Source organism: Sphingopyxis sp. H050, assembly GCF_001468265.1.
Taxonomy (GTDB): Bacteria; Pseudomonadota; Alphaproteobacteria; order Sphingomonadales; family Sphingomonadaceae; genus Sphingopyxis.
On the sequence record NZ_LNRZ01000012.1, the window covers coordinates 55,390 to 78,556 of the forward strand.

Genomic DNA, 23,167 nt, shown 5'->3' on the forward strand with positions numbered 1-23,167 from the left:
GGCGACCCGATATAGAGGAGTGCCTGCATGTCGCCTTCCCCCGCCCCTGCCGCGCCCCGCCCGCCGCTGCGCGTCGCGCTTGCCGGGATCGGCGTCGTGGGCGGCGGCGTCGTCAAGCTGCTCGAAGCCAATCGCGACCTGATCGCGCGGCGCGCCGGGCGCGCGGTTGAGATAGTCGCGCTGTCGGCGCGCGACCGGCACAAGGACCGCGGCGTCGACCTGTCGCGCTATCGCTGGGAAGACGATCTCGGCGCGCTCGTCGCGGCGGACGACGTCGATGTCGTCGTCGAGATGATCGGCGGCGCCGACGGCATGGCGCTGACGCTGGCGCGGCAGGCGCTTACCGCGGGCAAGGCGCTGGTGACCGCGAACAAGGCGATGATCGCGCACCACGGGCTGGACCTCGCGCGGCTGGCCGAGGAAAAGGACACGCCGATGAAATATGAGGCCGCGGTCGCGGGCGGCATTCCGGTGATCAAGGCGATCCGCGAGGGCGCGTCGGCGAACCAGATCGCGCGCGTCTATGGCATCCTGAACGGCACCTGCAATTATATCCTGACGCAGATGGAGCGGAACGGCGCGAGCTTCGCCGACGCGCTCGCCGCGGCGCAGGCCGAGGGCTATGCCGAGGCCGACCCGACCTTCGACGTCGACGGGATCGACGCGGCGCACAAGCTGTCGATCCTCGCCGCGCTGTGCTTCGGCACCCGGCTGGATATCGACGCGGTGACGGCGAACGGCATCCGGAACCTGATCGCCGCCGACATCCGCGAGGCCGAGGCGCTGGGCCACCGCGTCCGCCTGATCGGGATGGCCGAGCGCGACGAAAGCGGGCTGTACCAGCATGTCCAGCCGTGCCTGGTGCCCGCCGACCATCCGCTCGCCTATGTGCCCGGCGCGCTCAACGCCGTCGTCGCCGAGGGCAATTTCGTCGGCCGCCTGTTCTTCGAAGGCGCGGGCGCGGGCGCGGGGCCGACCGCCTCGGCGATAGTCGCCGACATCATCGACATCGCGCGCGACGAATATGGCCCCGCCTTCGCGATGCCCGTCGACAGCCTCGACGCCGCGCCGGCGGCCGATGCGGGCGCGCGGATCGGCAAACATTATGTCCGCCTGATCGTCGAGGACCGCATCGGCGTGCTCGCCGAGATCGCGACCGCGATGCGCGATGCCGGCGTGTCGATCGAGAGCTTCATCCAGCGCGGGACCGAGAAGGAGGATGGCGTCGTGATCGCGATCGTCACCCACGAGGGCCCGGCGCGCGCGATCGGCGCCGCGCTCGCGAGCCTTTCGGCGTCGGACCATGTCGTCGGCGCGCCGATGCATATGCCGATCCTGGCGCTTTAAAAGCCACGCTTGAAATCGCGATTCGCGCTGTTACCCCTGCGGACAGGGGAACAGGGGGATCGCATGACCATCGAGATCAGACGCGGGCTCGCCGAAGCGCGGGCACTGGCGGGCGAGCATAAGGGCGCGCTCGCCGCCTATGTCGGGATGGGGGTGGTGCTGCCCTATCTGCTGCTGTCCAGCGAGCCGATCTTCAATCTGCGCACCGTGATGGCGATGATCACCTCGCCGTACAGCGCCTATGTCAGCGGCTCGGTCGCGGGGCCGCTGTACCTGCTGGGCATCGTCGCGGTCATCGTCGCGGGGGCGATGCTCGCGGCGTGGAATGCGGTGCTGGCCGAAATTCGCGAAGGCTATGTCTCCGAGATCATGTACGGGATGGTGGCGGGCGTCGCCTTTCTGGTCGGCAATGCGATCATCTATATCGGCGTCGGCCTGCTCGCCGTCGCGCCGATCGTCGCGTCGATCGGGATCGTCGAATGGGACAGCCTAGCGGGGGGCGCGATCGCCGCGGCCTATCGGCTGTTCCTGTCACTGCTCGGCAGCTGGATCGGCGCGCGGCTGTGCCTGACCGGCGCGATCATGGGCGCGTCGGGCAAGCTCGAGCCGTTCACCGCCTTCGCCGAATCGTGGCGGCTGACACGCGAGGCGCAATGGCGGCTGTTCGCCTTCTACTTCGCCTATGGCCTGCTGATCGCCGCGGCGTTCGGCGGGCTGGCGCTGCTCCACGGCGCGGTGATCTGGAACAATGCGCAGGCGCCGGGTTCGCTGCTCGAGACCGCGATGAGCCTTGGCTGGGTGATGCTCTTCGCCCTCTATTTCCTGGGACAGATATTGTTCGCCGCGAGCTTCCTGCGGGCGGCGCGGCCGAGCGTCGCTGCCACAGAGGTGTTCGCTTGATATTCGTCCGTTGGTCCGCTCGTCCTCAGCCTTCCGCCGGGAGAGGGAAGGGGCCCGCCGGCAGAGCCGGTGGGAAGGATGAGGGTGGATCGGCGCTAAGGCCCCTCACCCTCGGGCGCCGCCGGCGTCCCCGTTTCGGGGTCGGTCGCGCGTTTCGCCATTTCGTAGAGCGCATTATATTCGGGGCCGGGCGCATAGCGGCCGCCGATCGAAATCCAGTTATAGGGCAGCCGGTCGAGGCTCATCGCCCTTGCCTCGGCGCGCGGCAGCTTCGGCGGCGCCTCGCGGCCCACGCCTGCGATCGCGCGCAGCTCGGGCGACAGGCGATGCTTTTCGGTGTCGCTGCCGCACACGTTGATCGATCCATCTTCGGCGGGCTTGCAGCGCCGGACGGGGTCGGTCAGTTCCTTCGACCTGTCGATCGCCTGGTCTGTTGGCGACTTCGCCGGCTTCGGCGCCGGCGGTCCGACCATCTGGGCGCTCGCCGGAGCGGCCGTCATTGCCGTGACGCAGAAAACCGCGAAAGCGGCGGCGAATCGGGCGAACCATTCTCGACAAGCGGCGCGGGCGACCATATGGCGCCCACCATGCCCATGGGGCGGCACAAGTAAAGACGGAGAGTCAGGGCGATGACGAACAGCAGCGGCAGCAATCTCGATCGGGTGCTCGTACTCGAAATGGTGCGCGTCACCGAAGCCGCGGCGATCGCCGCCGCGAAGCTGATCGGGCGCGGCGACGAGAAGGCCGCCGACGCCGCCGCCGTCGAGGCGATGCGCACCGCGTTCAACACGCTCTATATGGACGGCACGATCGTCATCGGCGAGGGCGAGCGCGACGAGGCGCCGATGCTCTACATCGGCGAGAAGGTCGGCAATGCGCCTGGCAAGGGGCCGAAGATCGACATCGCGGTCGATCCGCTGGAAGGCACGACGATCACCGCCAAGGCCGGCCCCAATGCGCTCGCGGTGCTGGCGATCGCCGAGGAAGGCTGCCTGCTCAACGCCCCCGACGTCTATATGGACAAGCTGGCGGTCGGCGCCGGCTATTCGCCGAACATCGTCAATTTCGACAACAGCGTGCGCGAGAATGTCGAAGCGGTCGCGCGCGAAAAGGGCTGTGCGCCCGCCGACATCATCGTCTGCGTCCTCGACCGTCCGCGGCACGAGGCGATCATCGCCGAGCTGCGCAGCATCGGCTGCGGCGTCGCGCTGATCCCCGACGGCGACGTCGCCGGCGTGATCGCGACGACCAACCCCGAGACCAATATCGACATCTATATGGGGTCGGGCGGCGCGCCCGAGGGCGTGCTGGCGTCGGCGGCGCTGCGCTGCGTCGGCGGCCAGTTCAAGGGCCGCCTGCTGTTCCGCAACGACGACGAGCGGCTGCGCGCGAAGAAATGGGGGATCGAGAATCTCGACCGCGTTTACGACCTGGAAGACCTCGCCAAGGGCGATGTCATTTTCGCCGCGACCGGCGTCACCGACGGATCGCTGCTGGCCGGGGTCAAGCATCGCCGCGGCGGCATCCTGACGACCGAGACGGTCGTGATGCGCGCCTCGTCGGGGACCGTGCGCTGGGTCAAGGGCGAGCATCGGGTGGGTTGAGGCCGGACCATAGGGTCCGGCAACCTAGCCGCAGATCCGCGCGGAGCGACACCGCTGCGCGATGACCCGGTGCTTCACTCGAACGCGGCCGACGCCACGCCGGCTTGATTATAGACCGGCCCCTCCTGTGCGACCGCGAATTTCCGGCTGACCGCGTGCGTCAGGCCGAACGACGAAATATGCGCGAGCATGCCGCGATATTGCGGACCGGCGAGATGACTGGCCAGCGCCTCGGCGCTTTCCCATTCCTCGAAGACATGGACCCGCGCCGGGTGGTGCGGATCGGCGGTCCAGAAATAGCCCAGGCATCCGGGCTGCGCCTGCGCGCCTTCGATCCAGCCTTGCGCGCCCGCGAGCGCCTCGCCGCGGCGGGCGGGGTCGAGGTCGACCTTGGCTTCGACGATGATCTTCATAGGGCGTCCTCCGATCGCCGCAGCGGACGAAATTGCCTGCTGACGAAATACCAGCGCCCGTCGATTTTCGCGCACTCGTCGGCATATTCGCCGAGATCGCGGCGTGTCTCTCCGTCGCGCGAATAGGTTTCGCAGGTGTAGGAGCGCATCGTCGCCCGGTCGCCCGCGATCGTCATGGCGCCGGGCCACGCCTGAAAGACGAGCCCCGGAAAGCCGCGCATCGCCGCGGTCCAGGTCTCCACCACCGCCGCCTTGCCGACGAATTCGCCGAACCCGGCCAGATTCCAGCGGCAGGACTCGGCCCAGGTCGCGGCCCAGTCGGCGGCGTCGTAGCGGCACACGGCGTCGGCATAGGCATCGAGCAAATCGCGCAGCGCCAGGCGATCCTCGACCGGACCCGAAAAAGCCATCCCCCTCTCCTCCTGCGCGTCCCCGGTCGGATCGGGGTTCGCGGTGCCGCCTTTATGCCGTGCGCAGGATCGAAAGCGGACTAGTCATTGCGTTAAACGCCGCGCTCAGAAAATCCCCGCCGCCAGTCCTTCCGCCAGCGCCGCGCCGAGGTCGCGCGCTTCGGCGAGGCGGTCGGCGGGGATCGTCTTGGGAGCAAGGATCGCCTGCGGCGTCTGCGCCGCGGTGTTCACGATCAGCGGATCGGCGACGCGCTTCAGCCGCCAGCCGTTCGCGATGCGGTCGAGCTGGCGCTGCGCGCCCTCCCCGTCCGAGCCCGCGCAGATGATCGTCGCATAGGGGTGGCCTTCGATCCGGCCAAGGCAGGGATAATAGCAGCGGTCGAACATCTCCTTCATCGCGCCCGACAGCGCGGCGAGATTTTCGGGGCCGACGAAAAGGTAGCCGGCAGCCGCGCAAAGGTCGCCCGGCGTCACGGCCTCGGCCGCGATCAGCCTTGCGGTCGGAGCGCCCGCGGCCGCGGCGCGCGCGAGCGCCTCGCTGCCGCCGGTGCGGCTGTGCCAGACGATCAGGACGGGCGGCGCGGCGGTCATGCGCCGATGCTTGCCAAGCGCCGGAGCGCGGCGCAAGCTGTCCGCAAAACGAGGGGGAGACGATCATGCGCCGATGGACCATTTTGCTGCTCGCTGGCTGCCTGCCGTTCGCGGCGATCGCGCAGGACGATGCGAGCGAGGCGACGCGCACCGCGCAGGCCGAACTCGCGAAGCGCCTGCCGCTGGACGATCCGCGCGACGAGGCCAATGTGCTGCGCGGCAAGCTAAGCGAGATACCGGGCGGCGTGATCCTCGACAAGCAAGGCAAGACGGTATGGGACCGGCGCCCCTATGCGTTCCTGAATGCGAAGGAGGCCCCGGCGACGGTGAACCCCTCGCTCTGGCGGCAGGCGCGGCTCGACGCGGTGCATGGCTTGTTCGAGGTGGTGCCGGGCAAGATCTGGCAAATCCGCGGCTACGACATCTCGGTGATGACGATCATCCGCGGCAAGAGCGGCTGGATCGTCGTCGATCCCTTGCTGTCCGAAGAAACCGCGGCGGCGGGGTGGAAGCTGTTCGCCGACGCGGTCGCCGCGAAGGACAAGGCGCTGCCGATCAAGGCGGTGATCTTCAGCCACAGCCACAGCGATCATTTCGGCGGCGTCGGCGGAATCGTGACGCCGGAGCAGGTGAAAGCGGGCAAGGTGCGGATCATCGCGCCGCACGGCTTCTCCGAGGAAGCGACATCCGAGAATGTCCTCGCGGGCACCGCGATGGGGCGGCGCGCGCTTTACATGTTCGGATCGATCCTGCCGCCGGGGACAAGGGGTCAGGTCGACACCGGGCTGGGGCCGAAGCTGTCGTCGGGGACGATCGGCTATATGGAGCCGACCGAGACGGTGTCGGACAAGGGCGGGACGCTGACGATCGACGGGCTGGCGTTCGACTTCCTCGACGCGGGGAGCACCGAGGCGCCGTCGGAACTCGTCTTCTACATCCCCGCGTACAAGGCCTTACATACCACCGAGGTCGTCACCCACACGCTGCACAATGTGCTGACGCTGCGCGGGGCGCAGGTGCGCGATGCGCTGCACTGGTCGAAGGTGATCGACGCGATGCTGCTGAAATGGGGCGGCAAGGCCGAGGTCGCGATGGCGTCGCACCATTGGCCAACATGGGGGACGGGCGAGGTCAGCGAACTCCTGGCGAACCAGCGCGATGCGTACCGCTATGTCCACGACCGGACGCTGTTCCTCGCCAACAAGGGGGCGACCTTGCACGAGCTGGCCGACCAGACGGCGGAAGCGCCGGTGCAGGGCAAGGATTTCGGGACGCGCGGCTATTATGGCACGCTGAACCACGACATGAAGGCGGTGTACCAGCGCTATTTCGGCTGGTGGGACGGCAATCCGGCCAATTTCAATCCGCTGCCGCCCGAGCAATCGGCGGTCAAATATGTCGCGCTGGCGGGCGGGGCGGACAAATTGCTCGCCGCCGGCAAGGACGCGATCAAGGCGGGCGACTATCGCTGGGCGGCCGAGCTGCTGAACAAGCTGGTCTTCGCGCAGCCCGATAACGAAGCAGCACGCGCGGCGCTGGCGTCGGCCTATGACCAGATGGGCTATCAGGCGGAGTCCGGCGCGTGGCGGAACTATTATCTCGCCGCCGCGGCGAGCCTGCGCGGCAAGGCGGTCGAAAGCACATCGGGGAACGGGCAGAGCCGCAGCTTTGTGAGCGCGATCCCGACCGCGGTCTTCTTCGATGCGCTGGCGACGCGGTTCGACGCGGCGAAGGGGGCGGGGATCAAGGGGACATTCCAGTTCGTGCTGCCCGACAGCAAGGAGGCGGTGTCGGTGGTCGTCGGCGGCGGGGTCGAGTTCCCGCGCTATGGCGTGACCGACACAGCGCCGACCGCGACGATCACGATCGACCGGGGGACGCTCGACGATGTGATGCTGGGGCAGGCGCAGTTTCCGGCGCTGATGCAGTCGGGCGCGATCCGGATCGACGGCGACCGCATGGCGTTCCTGAGCTGGTTCGCGCTGCACCCGCCGCAGGACCCGCGCTTCAATGTGGTTGTGCCGTAGACGGCGCCCCTCCAAATCCGTTCGTGCCGCGCGAAGTCGCGACACCGCGAAGGCGTGCACGGGGGATGGGCATCTCGACTTCGCTCGATGCGAACGGAATTCTAGGTGTCAGTCCCCCGCGATCTCTTTAAAGACCAGTTCATGACCGACACACCCCCCGCGCCGACCGACCCCTTCGCCCCCGACGCGCTCAACGCCGCCGAGGGACTCGATCCGGTCGATCCCGCCTATAGCCATGTCGTGCGGATCGCGACCGCGCTCAACCTGATCCCGCTGGCGATCGGGGCCAGCGTCGCCGACTGGCTGGTGATGCCGCGGATCGATGGGCCCTATGGGCTGGTCACGACCGCGGCGTGGCTGTTCGCGCTTCTGGCGATCGTGATGCTGCCCGCCCGGCGCGTATCGCGCTGGGGCTACAAGATCGGCGAAGGACAGCTGCGCGTCGCGCGCGGCTGGCTGTTCCGCACCGACACGATCGTCCCCTTCGTGCGCGTCCAGCATATCGACGTGGGCCAAGGGCCGGTCGAGCGGCTGTTCGGCCTGTCACACCTCGTCGTCCACACATCGGGCACGCACAACAGCATGGTGACGCTGCCGGGCCTGCGTTCGGACCTTGCCGCCGCGATGCGCGAGACGATCCGCCGCCATATCCAGACCGACTTCGCATGAGCGAGGCGGTCGCCGTTTCGCCCGATCTGGGTGGGGCCCAATGGCAGCGGCTGCATCCCGCGACGCTAGCGCTTGCGCTGGTCAAGCTCGGGCCGCGCTCGCTGCAATTCCTGCCCGCGGTCGCGGCGCTGGGCTTTACCGGCAACTGGGTGTGGATCGTCCCCGCGATCCTTGCCTATCTGCTGATCGCGCTCGCCGCCGCCTGCCTGCAATGGATGCGATTTCGCTTCATCGTCGGCGACGACGAGGTGGTGATCGAAAGCGGCGTGCTGTCGCGCCAGCATCGCACCATCCCCTTCGACCGCATTCAGGACGTCAGCATCGAACAGGGACTGGTGTCGCGCGCGCTCGGCATCGCCAAGGTCGGGTTCGAAACCGGTGCGGGCGGCAAGGAGAATGATGCGCATCTCGACGCGATCGGCCTCGACGCGGCGCAGGCGCTGCGCACGACGATCCGCGCGCACCGGAGCGCGCCCGTCGCCGCCGCGTCGGTCGCCGCCGAAGCGCCGGCGCCCGCGCCCGTCGCCGAGGACCGCCTGCTCTTCGCGATGGGGCCGCGCCGGTTGCTGGTCGCGGGGCTGTTCAACTTCTCGCTCGCGGCGCTCGCCGTGGTCGGCGCGGGCATGCAGTTCTTCGACGATCTGCTGCCGTTCGACTTCAACGTCTTCGACCCGCGCGACTGGATCGACGTCGCGGCCGACTATGGCCTCGACCAGTGGGTGCTCGCGCACCGCTGGATCGCGGGGCTTGGCGCCGCGATCTCGCTGCTGTTCATCGGCTTCGCCAGCGGGATCGCGACGATGGTCTTTGCCAATTGGGGTTTCCGCCTGACCCGCGAGCCGCGCGCGCTGCGCCGGACGCGTGGGCTGACGACGCGCACCGACGTCGCGGTGCCGGTGAAGCGCGTGCAGGCGGCGATCGTCGTCACGGGGTGGCTGCGCAAGCGCTTCGGCTGGCACGAGCTGCGCCTCCAAAGCCTGGCGAGCGATGGCGAGAAGGAGAAGGACCATCAGGTCGTCCCCTTCGGCCGGCTCGGCGAGATCGATCCGGTGCTGGGCGAGGTCGCGATCCGTCGGCCCGATGACGCGCAGGCGTGGCAGCACAGCCACCGCATCGTCGCATTGGGCCCGATCATCGGCGCGACCGCCGCGACGATCGGCGGCGGCATCGCGCTCTATCTCGGCAATGACGTGGGCTGGCTCGGCATCGTCGCCGCGCCGCTGGTCGCGCTGATCGCCTTGTGGGCGGCGCGCTATCATCGCTGGGCCGATGTCGGCGATCTGGTCGCGATCCGCCGCGGCTGGTGGAAGCCGAAGATGACCTTGCTGCCGCACGCGTCGGTGCAGAGCGTCGACCTCAAGACCGATTTCATCCTCCGCCCCTTCGGCCTCGCGACGCTCGTCTTCGGAGTGCCGGGCGGCAGCAGTCTTGCCAGTCACGAGATTCCGGCGATCCCGCTCGGCGTCGCACAGGATTTGCGCAGCCGCATCCTTGCGGCAGGGCTGCGGCAATGACCGAAGCTGCGCTGGGCATCACCCACTCGATCAGCGGCCAGCCGTGGCACTGGCGGCGGACCAGTGCGTCAATGGCGGGCGCCGAGAGGGGCGGCGAAAGCCTCGCGCCCGATGATCTCGTCACCCAATTGCTGATGGCGCGCGGGGTGCCGCGCGACGATATCGAGCGCCAGCGCGCGCCGACCCTGCGCGGCTTCATGCCCGACCCGTCGCTGTTCCGCGACATGGACGCCGCCGCCGCGCGGCTCGCCGATGCGGTCGAGGCGCGCGAGGCGGTGACAATCTTCGGCGACTATGATGTCGATGGCGCGACCTCGGCGGCCTTGCTCGTCCGCCTGCTCCGCGCGCTCGACGTGCCGGTCGGCGCGTACATCCCCGACCGGCTGATGGAAGGATACGGCCCCTCGGGCGCGGCGCTGGTGAAGATCGGCGCGGCGGGATCGAAGCTGGTCGTCACCGTCGATTGCGGCGCACAGGCGTTCGACGCGATTGCCGAGGCCCGCGCGGCAGGCGTCGAAGTGATCGTCGTCGACCATCACCAGTGCGCGACCATGCTTCCGCAGGCCTTTGCGGTGGTGAACCCGAACCGGCTCGACGAGGAACCCGACGCGGCGATTCACGGCAATCTGGCCGCGGTCGGGGTCGCCTTCCTGCTCGGCGCGGCGCTGCTCCGCACGCTGCGCGCGCGCGGCCATTTCGCCAGCCGCGCCGAACCGCAACTGATCGAGTTGCTCGATCTCGTCGCGCTCGGCACCGTCGCCGACGTCGCGCGGCTGACCGGTTTCAACCGCGCGCTGGTGACGCAGGGGCTGAAGGTCATGGCGAAGCGCGGCAATATCGGCATGGCGGCGCTGATGGACGCAGCGCGGCTGACCAAGCCGCCGACCGCAAGCGATATGGGCTTTGCGCTGGGACCGCGCATCAACGCCGGCGGGCGCGTCGGCAAGTCCGACCTCGGCGTACGGCTGCTGACGACGAACGACCCGCAGGAGGCGGCCGACATCGCGGTCGAGCTCAACCGGCTGAACGAGGAGCGGCGCGCGATCGAGGCAGGCGTGCTCGACGAAGCCGTCGCCGCGAGCGCGGCGTGCGGCAACGCGCCGGTCGCGATCGTCGCGGGCGAGGGCTGGCACCCCGGCGTGATCGGGATCGTCGCGGGGCGCCTCAAGGAAAAGCTCCTCCGCCCGGCGATCGTGATCGCGGTCGACGAGGGGGGGATCGGCAAGGGATCAGGCCGCTCGATCAGCGGGGTCGATCTGGGCGCTGCAATCCTCGCCGCGAAGGAGCGCGGCTTGCTCGTCGCGGGCGGCGGTCATGCGATGGCGGCGGGGCTGACCGTCGAGCGGGACAAGGTCGATGCGCTCGGCGCGTTCCTCAACGACCGGCTCGCCGCTGATGTCGAGCGCGCGAGCGGCGACAAGTCGCTGCTGATCGACGCGGTGCTCGCGCCGCGCGGGATCAGTCCGCTCTGGTGCGACGCGATCGAGAGCGCCGGACCTTATGGCGCCGGCTGGCCCGCGCCGCGCGTCGCGACGGGGCCGGTGCGAATCGTCGAATCGGGGATCGTCGGCACCGATCACCTGCGCCTGATCGTGTCGGGCGACGACGGCGCGCGCTTCAAGGCGATCGCCTTTCGCGCCGCCGAAACCGAGCTGGGGCAAACGTTGCTCAATGCACGCGGGCGCAAGCTGTGGCTCGCGGGGCGCGCGAAACGCGACGATTGGGGCAGCCGCCCGGCGGCCGAACTGCACCTCGAAGATGCGGCGTGGGCGGAGTGACGGAGCGGCGGGCAATAATTTCGCGCGCGCGCTTGACCGCGCGGGGACGCGCGTCTAATGCGCCGCTTCACCGATCTGACGGCCCCTTCGTCTAGCGGTCTAGGACGTCGCCCTTTCACGGCGAAAACACGGGTTCGAGTCCCGTAGGGGTCACCATCGGTCGAGCAGAAGATCAAGAGCGGGCGGTCGGCCCGCATGCTTCCGGACAGCACCGACCCAAGGCCCCTTCGTCTAGCGGTCAGGACGCGGCCCTCTCACGGCTGAAACACGGGTTCGATTCCCGTAGGGGTCACCAACCACCGGCAGTGTAGCGAACCCGTGAGTCCGCGTTGGGCGGATCGGCAGCAGCCGACCCGCCATGGTTCGATTCCCGTAGGAGTCACCGACCACCGGCAGTGTAGCGAACCCGTGAGTCCGCGTTGGGCGGATCGGCAGCAGCCGACCCGCCATGGTTCGATTCCCGTAGCGGTCACCAAATCACCCGCACAACATCATCCCACTTCGGCGCCAAAGCCGAGACGGTCCCGCTCGCCTTTGCGTCTTCGCTCGAGCAGCATCGCCGCGTGAACGAGAGCGGGGGCCATATTCATCTGATCCTTCCCGACGCGGTCGAGCGGGCGGCCTGTTTCCGCGTGCTCGCCGAGGGCGGCGGACGGATCGTGCGGAGCTTTGCGAGCGCCGCCGACTGGATCGAGGCCGCGGCGGGCGACGATTGCGCGATCCTGTTGTTTCACTGGCAGCAGCCGGGCAAAGTCGACGGCGCGGCGCTGCTCGAGCGGATCGGCGGGCGCGGCGAGATGGCGGTGTTCGTCGCCGCGAGCCGATTGAGCATCGCCGATACGCGCGCGATATTGCGCGGCGGCGCGCAGGATTTGCTGCCCGCGCCGCTCGACCCGCAGCTGGTCCGGCGGACGATCGACGAGGCGCTGGGCGCCTGGCGGGTGCGCAGCGCGGCGCGCGCGCTGCATCGCGAGGCCGAGTTGCGGCTGGCGGCGCTGACCCCGCGCGAGCGGACGATCCTCGATGCGATCGCCGCGGGGTTGGGCAACAAGGCGATCGCGCGGCGGCTCGACCTCAGCCCGCGCACCGTCGAGGTCCACCGCGCGAGCATCATGCGCCGCGCCGGCGCCGCGAGCGTCGCCGAACTGCTGCGGCTGCAATTCACCGCCGAAATGGCACGCGGGTCGAACAGTCTCCATTTCGGTGCATGAAGCCGGCCGCGGGCGGCCATAGCGTCGATCCGCGCCCTATAAGGAAGATGAACGGCGTACCGCCCTTGAGTTGGTCCCCAGGGGCGCTGCCGTTCGACGCTCGCGGCCTACCCCACCTGGCCGCGGATCCCAAAGGGGCCGGCGGGGGACGTTCCACTCCCGTCGGCCCAATTGGCGTCGGCGCAATTGCTATCCAGTAACCAGCGCCCGCTGGTCGGGGCGGCCCATCGAGAGCAGGATCGGGTCCGCCGCCTGCCGCGCCATGAAATCGGCCTTGCCGCCGACCCCCTGCCAGCTGATCCCGATCAGCGACTGCGCGATCGCGCCGCCCAGCGTGTCGCCGGGGCCGGGCAGGATGATCACATCGGGCGCGAATTCCTTGACCGCGACCTGCACCGACAAGGCGAAATCATAGGGCGCGAGGATCTGGTGCCCGAAGCTATAGTCCCAGATTGCGACGGGGTCGGACGAAAAGCGCCGCCAGATATGGCCGCGGCCGTCGACCAGCGGCAGGGCGGGGACGCCGAACAGCGAAGGCGGAAGCTCGGCCTTTGCCTTGTCCGAGCTGCCGACCATCAGCGGCGTGTGGAAGGGACCATGGCCCGCGAGGCGCAGCGGATCGCGGCCGGGGGTTGGCGGCGCCTCGGCGAGCAGCGCGGCGAGGCCTTCCTCATTGCCCGCGAGGACGAGCATGCCCGCGAGGTCGATCGAGAGCGCGAGGTCGTGGCCGGGGCGGGCGGCGATGGCATCGACGAGTGCGAACAGCTGCTCGCGGAGCCCCGGGACCGGGCGCCAGCCCTCGTCGACGACCTGAAGCAATATCTGCCCGCCGGGGCCGTGCGTCTGGCTGTTGAGGCCCATGGCGTTTGCGATGCGAAAGCCGTCGGCGACCGACACGGCGCCGCCGAGCGCGAGCGCGCTGTACCAGCCCATCGAATTGCCCGCGACGGCGACCACGTCGTATTTCTCGCGGTCGATGCTCAGATAATCGAGCGCGGTCGCGGTGTAGATGAGCGGCGCCGCGACATCGCCGCGCATGTGGGTCGCGACGCTGAAACGCTCGGCGCCGTCGAGTTCGGTGACGGTGGGCTGGCCGCGCTCGCTGCGCTGGGCATCGACGTTCGCGAGGAGGTCGGCGAAGCGCGTGCCGTGGAGGCGCGCGATGCTGCCAAGCTCGTTCTTGCCATAAGTGCCGCGGCCGGGGGCGAAGACGAGCGCGGTCTTGCGCACGCTGCTCATATCCGCCCCCTCATCCGTTCGTGCTGAGCTTGTCGAAGCACCGCTTTTCCTTCTGCGTCGTCAAAGATAAGATCGGCCCTTCGACAAGCTCAGGGCAACCGGTTTGTTATCAGCCCTTGGCGAGCAACTCCTTCGCCGCTGCAACAATGCCGTCGCGGCTCGGCAGCGTCAGCGTCGCGGCGCGCCCCAGCGGGATGAAGCTGTCGTCGGCGGCGAGGCGTGCGAGTTTCTTGTCCGGCGTGCGTTCGACGAAGGTCGCCATCAGCGCCTCGCTCTGCGAGCCGGTGATGCGGCATTCATCGACGATCAGGACGCGCGTCGCATCGCCGACCGCGGCGACGAGCTTGTCTTCGTCGACCGGGCCGAGCCAGCGCAGGTCGATCACGCGCGCGTTGACGCCTTCGGCGGCGAGCAATCTTTCGGCCTGACGCGAGAGATAATAGCCGTTGCCGTAAGTCACGATCGCAAGGTCGGTGCCGTCGCCGTGAACGCCGACGTCGCCGAGGCGGATCGGGGCACCGTCGCCGAGGGCTTCATAGACGCTGGTCCACAGGCCGTCGCCTTCTTCATGGAGGTCGCGCGTCATATAGAGCGCGATCGGTTCGACGAACACAACGACGCGCTGCTCCTCGCGCGCCAACCGCACGCATTCGCGGAGCATCTGCACCGCGTCGCGCCCGTTCGACGGCACGGCGAGGATCACGCCGGGAATGTCGCGGAAGACCGCGAGGCTGTTGTCGTTGTGGAAATGGCCGCCGAAGCCCTTTTGATAGCCGAGTCCGGCGATACGGATCACCATCGGGTTGGTATATTGGCCGTTCGAGAAGAAGCTGAGGGTCGCCGCCTCGCCGCGAATCTGGTCCTCGGCATTGTGGACATAGGCGAGGAACTGGATCTCGGGCATCGGCACGAAGCCGTTGTGCGCCATGCCGATCGCGAGGCCGAGGATCGCCTGTTCGTCGAGCAGGGTATTGATCACGCGCGACGAGCCGAAGCGCTGGTGGAGCTTCGCGGTGACATTATAGACGCCGCCCTTCGGCCCGACATCCTCGCCCATCACGGCGATTTCCCGGTGCGCGAGCATCAGGTCGGCAAGCGCCCAGCTCAGCAGCCGCGCCATGTGCATCGGCTTGTCCATCTGGCCGGCGTCGCTGCCGAACATCGCGGCGCGGTCCTCGGCGGAGGGGGTGTTCGGCCGCGCGACCGCGCGCTTGGGCGGCACGAGGCTGGCCATCACATGCGCCGGGGTCGTGATCTTCGGGCGCTGGATCGCGGCTTCGGCCTGCCGCGCGAGGGTGGCGCCGATCTCTTCATAGGCGTCGGCGATCTCGGCGGGAGTCATCCAGCCCTGCTCGGCCATCAGCGCCGCGCCCTTGAGCAAGGGATCGCGCGCTTCGTCGGATTCGATCAGCGCCTTGGGGAGGTAGGCGCCCTGCACGTCGGAGCCGGCGTGGCCGTAGAGGCGGACGGTCGCCATGTGCAGGAACACCGGTTTGCGCGTGCGGCGCGCGTAATCGGCGGCTTCCTTCGCGCCCGCATAGGCCGACGCGAGGTCGGTGCCGTCGCACTGGATATAGTGGAGCCCCGCGCGGTGGCGGAACTGCGCCTCGATCCACCCCGTCGGGGTGCGCGTCGAAATGCCGATACCATTGTCTTCGCAGAGGAAAATGAGCGGCATCGGCGAGCCCTGGAACGCCGCCCAGCCGGCGGTGTTGAACGCGCCCTGCGCGGTCGAATGGTTCGCCGACGCGTCGCCGAAGCTGGTGAGCACGACCGCGTCGTCGGGCAGCGGCAGGTCCTTCATGCCGTTGCGGCGTGCGATGCCGATCGAGAAAGCCGCGCCGACCGCCTTGGGCAGGTGCGAGGCGATGGTCGAGGTCTGCGGGGGAATGTTGAGCGGCTTCGATCCGATCACCTTGTGCCGCCCGCCCGAGATCGGATCTTCGGACGAGGCGGCGAAGCTCAGCAGCATGTCCCATGTCGGCGTCCCGCCCGGAAGCTGGCGCGACCGGTGAAGCTGGAAGGCGTTCGAGCGATAGTGGAGGAACGCCATGTCGGTGACGCGCAGCGCCGCGGCGACCGCGGCATTGCCCTCGTGCCCCGACGAACCGATCGTGTAGAAGCCCTCGCCCCGCGCCTGTAACGCCCGCGACAGCCGGTCCATCTGGCGGCTGGTCAGCTGCGAGAGGAAGATGTCGGTGGCTTGCGAGCGCGACAGGCCGATCGCGGCGGGATCGGGCGCGTCGGCGCGGTTCGGCAATGTACCCGCCGCCAGCGCGCCGAGGAATTTTTCATGTACCGCCTGCGCCGCGTCCACTGCTCTCTCCTGTCGCCCCGGCTCTCGTTGCACCGGCACCGACCGGCCGATCGGCGCGCGCTAGAACGGGGCACTCCGGCGCGCAAGCATCTCTTGCCTTGCTGCGCCGCCTCGCGCTACCACCTTGCGCGATGACGCATCGGGGCGGGGCTCTCTTTTCAACATGATGTCGCTGTGGATCGCCCAGGCGTCGACCGCCGCCGCGTCGCCCGGCGCAGCGACCGGCGAGAGCTGGCTGGTCGATCCCGAACTGATCGATCCGGGCTATGCCCAGACGATCGCGGGCGGGCGCATCCAGACGAGCTTTCCGCCGCCGCCCAAGCCGCCCGCGAGGCCGAACTGGGACCTAGGCTGGCTGCGCGATTTCTTCGAATGGAGCGCGCCCGCGCTGAAGCCGCTGCTGTGGGTCGGTGCGGCGGTGCTGCTGCTGATCATCCTCTATCATTTCGTGCCTGCCTTTGCCGACTGGGTCGACAACCTCCGCTTCGGCCGCAAGCGCGCGACCGGCGATTATGAGGAGACGATCGGCGTCGCCGAGGCCGGCCGCGCGCGGGCGCGGCTCGCCGATGCCGACGCGCTCGCCGCCGCGGGCCGCTTTGCCGAGGCGATCCACCTGCTGCTCTATCGCAGCGTCGACGACATCGACGGGCGGCGTCCCGGCCTCGTCAAACCGGCGATGACCTCGCGCGAGCTCGCCGAGGCGGCCGACCTGCCCGCGGTGGCGCGCGGCGCGTTCAGCCGCATCGCGCGCGCGGTCGAGATCAGCCTGTTCGGCGGCCGCGCGATCGACGAGCGCGCGTGGACCGAATGCCGCAGCGCCTATGCCGAGCTGACCGTGCCGCAGAATTGGGCGCGCGCATGAGCAAGGCAAAGGCGGGCGACGCGAGCTTCAACCCGCTGGTGATGGGCGGCGTGGTGATCGTCGGCGTCATCGCCTTCATCGCGCTGTGGGCGCTGATCGCGCTCGGCCCGCAATTGTCGAGCGGCAACGACGGCGGCGGCCATGCGCTGTCGAAGGGCGCGCCGGGCTATGCCGGGATCGTCGACCTGCTCGAACGCGCCGACGCCTATGTCGACCTTCGCCGCACCGAGGAAGCGCCGACCTATGACGAGGATTGGCGCGAGCTGCTGGTGCTGACCCCCAAGCATGAGAGCAAGCCCGCCGAGATCGCGGCGATCATCAAGGGGCATCGCGGCGGCCCGGTGCTGATCGTGCTGCCCAAATGGCGCGCGGGCAAGCATCCGCAAAGGGCGGGGTGGGCGGGCAACGCTTTCGCATCGTCGCCGTCACCCGGCCTGTTGCCGTCGATCGTCGGCGCCATCGAAAGAATCGAAAGCCAGCCGCACGCGCGCGGCGCAACGGCGCGCGGCTTCATCGGCAGGCGCGAGATCTCGCTGTCCTTGCCGGGGCTGCGATCGCAAGTGATCCAGTCGAACGAACTCGAAACGCTGATTCCCTTCCCGCACGGCGGCGCGCTGCTCGCCAAGCATCCGCGCGACAAAATCTATATCCTGTCGGACCCCGATTTCCTGAACAATCTCGCCTTTTCGAGCCGCGAGCGCGCGGGCGCCGCGGTGCGGCTGGTCGACGCGGTCGCGGCGGATAGCGAGGCCGACGGGCTGGCCTTCGACCTGACGCTGAACGGTTTCGGCAGCCAGCGCTCGCTGCTGCGCTTCGCCTTCGTGCCGCCCTTCATCGGCATCACCCTGTGCGTGATCGCCGCCGGGCTGCTCGCGCTGTGGCAGGCGTGGATGCGCTTCGGCCCGCCGCTGAAACCCGCGCGTGCGATCGCGATTTCGAAGGAGGCGCTGATCGCGAACAGCGCCGACCTGATCAAGCAGGCGCGGCGCGAACTCGACGGCGCCGACGCCTATGTCCACAGCCAGCGCACCGCGATTGCGCGGCGGCTGCACGGGCCTGCGGGTCTGGACGCGGCGGAGACCGACGCCTGGATCGACCGGCGGCTGAAGGACGGCGCCCTGTTTTCGGCGCTCGCACGGCGGCTGCCGCTGGCGCGGAACCGGCATGAATTTTTGAGCGACGCACAGGCGCTCAACGACATCAGAAAGGAATTATTGCGTGACGGCTGAAATCGACAGCGTGAAGGCGCTGGGCGCCGCGATCGACGGCGAGGTCGCCAAGGTCGTGTTCGGGCAGGGTCCGCTGACGCGCATGGTGACGATCGCCCTGCTCGCGGGCGGCCATGTGCTGCTCGAGGGCCCGCCCGGAACCGCGAAGACTTTGCTGGCGCAGGCCTTTGCGCGCGCGGTCGGGCTCGATTTCGGGCGCATCCAGTTCACCCCGGACCTGATGCCGGGCGACATCCTGGGTTCGAACCTGTTCAACTTCCAGACGTCGAGCTTCACCCTGACCAAGGGGCCGATCTTTACCGAGCTGCTGCTCGCCGACGAGATCAACCGCACTCCGCCAAAGACGCAGGCGGCGTTGCTGGAGGCGATGCAGGAGCGCCGCGTGACGATCAACGGCGAGCCGCATGTCCTCAGCCCGCGCTTTACCGTGCTGGCGACGCAAAACCCGATCGAACAGCAGGGCGTCTATCCGCTGCCCGAGGCGCAGCTTGACCGTTTCCTGTTCAAGCTGGTGGTCGACTATCCCGACGCCGCCGAAGAGCGGCGCATCGTCGCCGACCATGGCGGGCGCTTCAAGAGCCCTGCCGTCGCCGATTTCGGCGTCGCGCAGGTCGCCGACGCCGCGGCGATCGGCGCGGCGATCGACACGATCGCGACGGTGCGGCTGGCCGAGGAGGTCGTCGATTATATCGTCCGCCTGATCCGCGCGACGCGCGCGAGCGCCGACCTGGAATGCGGCGCCAGCCCGCGCGCCGCGACGATGCTGGCGCGCGCCGCCTGCGCCGCCGCCGCGCTCGAAGGGCGCGACTATGTGATCCCCGACGACATCCAGATGCTGGCCGCGGGCGTGCTGCGCCACCGCGTCATCCTGTCGGCGGCCGCCGAGATCGAGGGCCGTAACGTCGAACAGGTGATCGCCGGCATTCTCGAACGCGAGGACGTTCCGCGTTGATCGCAGCCCGCACACCATCCTCCCTGTCGCGCAGCGAGTGGCGGAGGGGCCGCGTCAACGCCCCTCCGTCAGCGCTGCGCGCTGCCACCTCCCCATGCCTGCGGCACAGGGAGGATTGGTCCGCATGATCTACCCCACCCGCCGCGCGATCTATCTGCTGCTGCTCGGCGCCCCGCTGGCGCTGGCGCTGGGGCTCGTGCGGCCCGAGCTGTGGGTGATCGCGCCGGGCTGGATCTTGCTGATCCTCGCCGCGATCCTGCTCGACACGATTGCCGGCGCGAATCCGCGCCACCTCGCGCTCGATGCGCGCTTCCCGCACCAGGTCGGGGTCGGCGATCCGTTCGACATGGTGCTGTCGGCGACCGGCCGATCGGTGCCGCGGCGCGCCGAGATCGCGCTGGCGATCGACGAGCGCATCGCGCCGGGCGGGCGGCTGGCGGGCGACATGACCTCGGCGGGGGCCGACGACACACTGATCCGCACGCTGCCGCTGACCGCCTCGCGGCGCGGGCAGGCGCTGATCGAGGCGCTGTGGGTGCGCTGGGCGGGGCCGCTGGGGCTGGTGTGGAAACAGCGACGCTTCGCGATCGACCGTGCGATCGCGGTCGTCCCCAGCCTGCGGTCGGTCACCGAGGAGGGCAGCCGGCTGTTCCAGCGCAACAGCTGGTTCGGCCTCCGCCAGCAGCAGGTCCGCGGCGAGGGCACCGAATATGAGGCGCTCGCCGAATATCAGGCGGGAATGGATCGCCGCTCGATCGACTGGAACGCGTCGGCGCGGCACGTGAAGCTGCTCGCCAAGGAATATCGCGTCGAGCGCGACAATCGCGTCGTGCTGGCGATCGACGCCGGGCGGACGATGGCCGAACCCGCAGGCGGCATGCCGCGCGTCGACCGCGCGGTGTCGGCGGCGCTGCTGCTCGCCTATGCCGGCCTCAAGCTCGGCGACCGGATCAGCTTCTTTTCCTTTGCCGCCAAGCCGCAGGCACTGACCCCCGCCTATATGCATATTCAGGATTTCCCGGCGCTGCAGCGCGCGGCGAGCCTGATCGACTATGCGCCGGTCGAGAGCAATTTCACCCTGGCGCTGTCGACGCTGTCGGCGCAGCTGAACCGCCGGTCGCTCATCATATTGTTCACCGAATTCACCGATGCGACGAGCGCCGACCTGACGATCCGCGCCGCCGGGCGGCTGGTGAAGAAGCACCGCCTGCTGTTCGTCGTGATCAAGGACGAGGAGGTCGAGGCCGAGGAAAAGCGCCGCCCCGAAAGCGCCGCCGACATCACGCGGTCGAACGTCGCCGCGGCGATGCTGCGCGACCGCCAGCTGGTGATCGCACGGCTGCAAAGGCTGGGCGCCGATGTGCTCGAGGTGCCCGCCGATGCGATGGGCGCGGGCGTGGTCGAGGCGTATCTCGGCATCAAGCGGGCCGGCAGCCTGTGAGCGCGGCCGAGCTGCCCTCCTTCTCGACCGGGCGTTTCCGCGCCGAGCGCGAAGCCGACTGGATCGCGTTCGACCTGCTCCTGACCAAGCTGGAGAAGCGCGGCGCCAAGGCGCTGACCAGCGACGAACTGCTCCAGCTGCCGATCCTCTATCGCGCGACGCTGTCGTCGCTGTCGATCGCGCGCGCGACGAGCCTCGACAAGGCGCTGCTCGACCATCTCGAGGCCTTGTCGATCCGCGGCTATTTCCTCGTCTATGGCGTGCGCGAGACGCGCTGGAGCCGGGCGCGGCGCTTCTTCCTCTACGACTGGCCGGCGGCGGTGCGCGCGGTGTGGAAGGAAACGCTGATCATCGCGCTGATCATCACCCTCGGCGCGCTGACCAGCTGGTCGCTCGTCGCGAGCAACCCCGAATGGTATTTCAATTTCGTCCCCGAGGAACTGTCGGGCGGGCGCGATCCGCGCGCGACGGTCGAATTTCTGAAATCGACGCTGGGGCACGGCGGCGATACCGGCGACGAACAGAGCGGGCTGCATGTGTTCGCGACCTATTTGTTCACGCACAACAGCCGCGTGTCGATCATGTCCTTCGCGCTGGGCTTCGCCTTCGGGGTGCCGACGATGATGCTCGAATATTATCAGGGGATCAGCCTCGGCGCGATGCTGGCGGTGTTCACCTCGAAGGGCCTGGGCGTCGATTTCGGCGGCTGGCTGTTCATCCACGGCACGACCGAGCTGTTCGCCGCCGCTTTGTCGGGCGCCGCGGGGCTGCGCATCGGCGCCGCGGTCGTCTTTCCCGGCGCGCGCGGGCGGCTGGAGGCGGCGGCCGAAGCGGGCAAGACCGCGGGGAAGGTGATGGTCGGCGTCATCATCATGCTGCTGGTCGCCGGGCTGCTCGAAGGCTTCGGGCGCCAGCTGATCACCGACACGATGCTGCGCTACGCCATCGGCACGGTGATGCTGCTGTTCTGGCTCGCCTATTATTACATCCCGCGCCGCGAGGATGTCGCATGACCGCCGCCGCCAACGCCAAGCTGCGCAGCGCGAGCGCCAGGAAGGTGCGGCAATTCGTCACGCCCGAGGGCGTCGACCTGCAATTGAAGATCGCAAGTGCCGGGCTGCGCTTCGGCGCGCTGATCACCGACCTGATCATCCTGTTCGCGATCCAGTTCCTCTTCACCCTGTTCATGATCTGGGTCGGCTTCGCCGGGGGCGACGATGTCGCCTATATGATCTGGATGCTCGGCGCCTTCGTGCTACGCACCTTCTGGTTCATCGGTTTCGAGCTGGGGTCGCGCGCCGCGACGCCGGGCAAGAGGCTGATGGGCATTCGCGTCGTCGCGCGCGACGGCGGGCGGCTGACCGCCGACGCGGTCGTCGCGCGCAACCTGATCCGCGAGCTGGAGCTGTTCCTGCCGCTGATGATGGTCGGGGTCGGCGCGGCCGAGGATATGGTGTCGGGCTGGACCGTACTCGCCGGCGTGCTCTGGTCGCTGACATTGAGCCTGTTCCTGCTGTTCAATCGCGACCGGATGCGGATGGGCGACCTGATCGCAGGCACCTGGGTCGTGATGGCGCAGCGCGTGAAGCTCGACAGCGACATCGTCGCGAGCGCGGGCGGCGAGGCCGAGGCGCTGGTCTTCAGCGACGCCGAGCTGTCGGTATACGGCATTTTCGAGCTGCAGGAACTCGAACGCGTGCTGCGCGGGCGCGACCCGCGCGCGATGCGCGAGGTCGCCGACACGATCCGCGGCAAGATCGGGCGCCCGGTCGCCGAAGAGGATGACGTGTTCCTGCTTTCCTATTACCGCCAGCTCAAGGCCCGCCTCGAACGCGGGCTGCTGTTCGGAAAACGACGCGAGGATAAATATGCCAGCGAATGACGCTCTCTCCGTTGCCCATGCCCTGCACGCCCGCCGGTCGGTGCGCGCGTTCAAGGATCAGCCGGTCGACACCGAGCTGCTGAAAACCATCTTCGCGGACGCCCAGCGCGCGCCGTCGGGCGGCAACCTCCAGCCCTGGCAGGCGACCCTCGTCACCGGCGAACCGTGGCAGCGCGTCAAGGATGCGGTCGCGGCGCGGATCGCGATGGGGCGCGAGGGCTATCAGCCCGAATATGACATCTATCCCAAGGGCCTGACCGAGCCGTGGGAGGCGCGCCGCTTCGGCGTCGGCGAGGCATTGTATGCGTCGCTGGGCATCCCGCGCGACAACAAGGCGGGCCGCCTCGCTCAATTCATGGACAATTACAAAGGGTTCGGCGCACCGGTGATGCTTTTCCTGCATTGCTCGCGCATCATGGGGCCGCCGCAATGGTCGGACATGGGAATGTGGCTGCAATCGGTGATGCTGCTGCTCGTCGAACACGGCCTCGCCAGTTGCCCGCAGGAATGCTGGGCGATGTACGGGGCGACGGTCCGCGAGACGCTGGGGCTCGGCGAAGACCAGATCCTCTTCACCGGCCTCGCGATCGGCCATGCCGACACCGATGCGGCCGTGAACAATTGGCCCGTCCCGCGCGTCGGGCTGGAGGAAGTGATCGATTGGCAGGGTTTCTGAACATGCGCCGAATAAACCATGCCGTGGCCGCCTCGCTGGCGCTGGTGCTCGTGGGCTGCGCCGCGGTGCCGACCCCCGAGGCGCCGCGGCGCAGCCCACGAGCAC

Annotated in this window: 21 protein-coding genes and 2 tRNA genes; 17 read left to right on the forward strand and 6 right to left on the reverse strand. The window is 68.8% G+C overall.

Translation table 11 applies throughout. The features are described from left to right. Nucleotides 1–27 precede the first annotated feature (27 nt). Nucleotides 28–1,347 (forward strand): homoserine dehydrogenase, encoded by a 1,320-nt coding sequence (locus tag ATE67_RS19285; RefSeq protein WP_058818264.1) that lies wholly within the window; start codon nt 28–30, stop codon nt 1,345–1,347. A gap of 63 nt (nt 1,348–1,410) precedes the next feature. Further along, complete coding sequence (locus ATE67_RS19290; protein WP_058818265.1) at nt 1,411–2,247, forward strand: hypothetical protein; 837 nt, start codon at nt 1,411–1,413, stop codon at nt 2,245–2,247. A 95-nt stretch (nt 2,248–2,342) separates the two neighbouring features. Here the strand turns inward: ATE67_RS19290 and ATE67_RS19295 are convergent, their stop codons facing one another. Beyond that, entirely contained in the window at nt 2,343–2,747 is a 405-nt protein-coding gene (locus ATE67_RS19295; protein WP_231728237.1) for a hypothetical protein, read from the reverse strand. A gap of 129 nt (nt 2,748–2,876) precedes the next feature. Between ATE67_RS19295 and glpX the strand changes: the two genes are divergently transcribed. Continuing rightward, entirely contained in the window at nt 2,877–3,851 is a 975-nt protein-coding gene (gene glpX / locus ATE67_RS19300) for a class II fructose-bisphosphatase (protein ID WP_058818267.1), read from the forward strand. Nucleotides 3,852–3,925: 74 nt separating this feature from the next. Here glpX and ATE67_RS19305 read toward each other — a convergent pair whose 3' ends face one another. The 3 genes from ATE67_RS19305 to ATE67_RS19315 form a co-directional block, all read right to left on the reverse strand. After that, on the reverse strand, nt 3,926–4,264 hold the full coding sequence (locus ATE67_RS19305) for a putative quinol monooxygenase (RefSeq protein ID WP_058818268.1): 339 nt from the start codon (nt 4,262–4,264) through the stop codon (nt 3,926–3,928). Further along, complete coding sequence (locus ATE67_RS19310) at nt 4,261–4,674, reverse strand: nuclear transport factor 2 family protein (RefSeq protein WP_058818269.1); 414 nt, start codon at nt 4,672–4,674, stop codon at nt 4,261–4,263. Before ATE67_RS19310 ends, ATE67_RS19305 begins: the two co-directional genes overlap by 4 nt. A gap of 105 nt (nt 4,675–4,779) precedes the next feature. Further along, entirely contained in the window at nt 4,780–5,265 is a 486-nt protein-coding gene (locus tag ATE67_RS19315; protein ID WP_058818270.1) for a hypothetical protein, read from the reverse strand. 65 nt (nt 5,266–5,330) lie between these two features. On the opposite strand from ATE67_RS19315, the gene ATE67_RS19320 reads away from it, so the two are divergent. From ATE67_RS19320 to ATE67_RS19345, 7 genes are all read left to right on the forward strand, one after another. Continuing rightward, nucleotides 5,331–7,292, forward strand: a complete 1,962-nt coding sequence (locus ATE67_RS19320; RefSeq protein WP_058818271.1) for an alkyl/aryl-sulfatase — start codon at nt 5,331–5,333, stop codon at nt 7,290–7,292. A 141-nt stretch (nt 7,293–7,433) separates the two neighbouring features. Beyond that, the gene (locus tag ATE67_RS21940) at nt 7,434–7,961 is read left to right on the forward strand and encodes a PH domain-containing protein (RefSeq protein WP_231728238.1); all 528 of its coding nucleotides are present in this window, start codon (nt 7,434–7,436) and stop codon (nt 7,959–7,961) included. Next, nucleotides 7,958–9,475, forward strand: a complete 1,518-nt coding sequence (locus ATE67_RS19325; RefSeq protein ID WP_231728239.1) for a PH domain-containing protein — start codon at nt 7,958–7,960, stop codon at nt 9,473–9,475. Before ATE67_RS21940 ends, ATE67_RS19325 begins: the two co-directional genes overlap by 4 nt. After that, nucleotides 9,472–11,253 (forward strand): single-stranded-DNA-specific exonuclease RecJ, encoded by a 1,782-nt coding sequence (gene recJ / locus ATE67_RS19330; RefSeq protein ID WP_058818272.1) that lies wholly within the window; start codon nt 9,472–9,474, stop codon nt 11,251–11,253. The genes ATE67_RS19325 and recJ overlap by 4 nt, the downstream gene beginning before the upstream one ends. 80 nt (nt 11,254–11,333) lie before the next feature. Further along, nucleotides 11,334–11,409 (forward strand) — tRNA-Glu (locus ATE67_RS19335). A 64-nt stretch (nt 11,410–11,473) separates the two neighbouring features. Then, nucleotides 11,474–11,548: transfer RNA gene (locus ATE67_RS19340), tRNA-Glu, on the forward strand. A gap of 268 nt (nt 11,549–11,816) precedes the next feature. Then, a complete protein-coding gene (locus ATE67_RS19345; protein ID WP_058818273.1) occupies nt 11,817–12,464 on the forward strand; it encodes a response regulator transcription factor in 648 nt (215 codons plus the stop codon). A gap of 189 nt (nt 12,465–12,653) precedes the next feature. On the opposite strand, the gene ATE67_RS19350 is transcribed toward ATE67_RS19345, so the two are convergent. Both ATE67_RS19350 and ATE67_RS19355 read right to left on the reverse strand, forming a co-directional pair. Continuing rightward, nucleotides 12,654–13,703 carry a hypothetical protein gene (locus tag ATE67_RS19350; RefSeq protein ID WP_058818274.1) on the reverse strand — a complete coding sequence of 350 codons (1,050 nt, stop codon included), beginning with the start codon at nt 13,701–13,703 and terminating at the stop codon, nt 12,654–12,656. 109 nt (nt 13,704–13,812) lie between these two features. Beyond that, nucleotides 13,813–16,020, reverse strand: coding sequence for a dehydrogenase E1 component subunit alpha/beta (locus ATE67_RS19355; RefSeq protein ID WP_058818275.1), 2,208 nt, complete (start codon nt 16,018–16,020; stop codon nt 13,813–13,815). 163 nt (nt 16,021–16,183) lie between these two features. Between ATE67_RS19355 and ATE67_RS19360 the strand changes: the two genes are divergently transcribed. The 7 genes from ATE67_RS19360 to ATE67_RS19390 all read left to right on the forward strand — a co-directional run bounded on the left by ATE67_RS19360 (nt 16,184) and on the right by ATE67_RS19390 (nt 23,062). Beyond that, nucleotides 16,184–16,882, forward strand: coding sequence for a DUF4129 domain-containing protein (locus ATE67_RS19360; protein WP_058818276.1), 699 nt, complete (start codon nt 16,184–16,186; stop codon nt 16,880–16,882). After that, the gene (locus ATE67_RS19365; protein WP_058818286.1) at nt 16,879–18,111 is read left to right on the forward strand and encodes a hypothetical protein; all 1,233 of its coding nucleotides are present in this window, start codon (nt 16,879–16,881) and stop codon (nt 18,109–18,111) included. The genes ATE67_RS19360 and ATE67_RS19365 overlap by 4 nt, the downstream gene beginning before the upstream one ends. Before the next feature lie 82 nt (nt 18,112–18,193). Continuing rightward, nucleotides 18,194–19,063, forward strand: a complete 870-nt coding sequence (locus ATE67_RS19370) for an AAA family ATPase (protein ID WP_443028773.1) — start codon at nt 18,194–18,196, stop codon at nt 19,061–19,063. A 124-nt stretch (nt 19,064–19,187) separates the two neighbouring features. After that, nucleotides 19,188–20,504, forward strand: coding sequence for a DUF58 domain-containing protein (locus ATE67_RS19375; protein ID WP_058818278.1), 1,317 nt, complete (start codon nt 19,188–19,190; stop codon nt 20,502–20,504). Beyond that, a complete protein-coding gene (locus ATE67_RS19380) occupies nt 20,501–21,517 on the forward strand; it encodes a stage II sporulation protein M (RefSeq protein WP_058818279.1) in 1,017 nt (338 codons plus the stop codon). Before ATE67_RS19375 ends, ATE67_RS19380 begins: the two co-directional genes overlap by 4 nt. After that, complete coding sequence (locus ATE67_RS19385; RefSeq protein WP_058818280.1) at nt 21,514–22,386, forward strand: RDD family protein; 873 nt, start codon at nt 21,514–21,516, stop codon at nt 22,384–22,386. Before ATE67_RS19380 ends, ATE67_RS19385 begins: the two co-directional genes overlap by 4 nt. Beyond that, a complete protein-coding gene (locus ATE67_RS19390) occupies nt 22,373–23,062 on the forward strand; it encodes a nitroreductase (protein ID WP_058818281.1) in 690 nt (229 codons plus the stop codon). The genes ATE67_RS19385 and ATE67_RS19390 overlap by 14 nt, the downstream gene beginning before the upstream one ends. Nucleotides 23,063–23,167 lie beyond the last annotated feature (105 nt).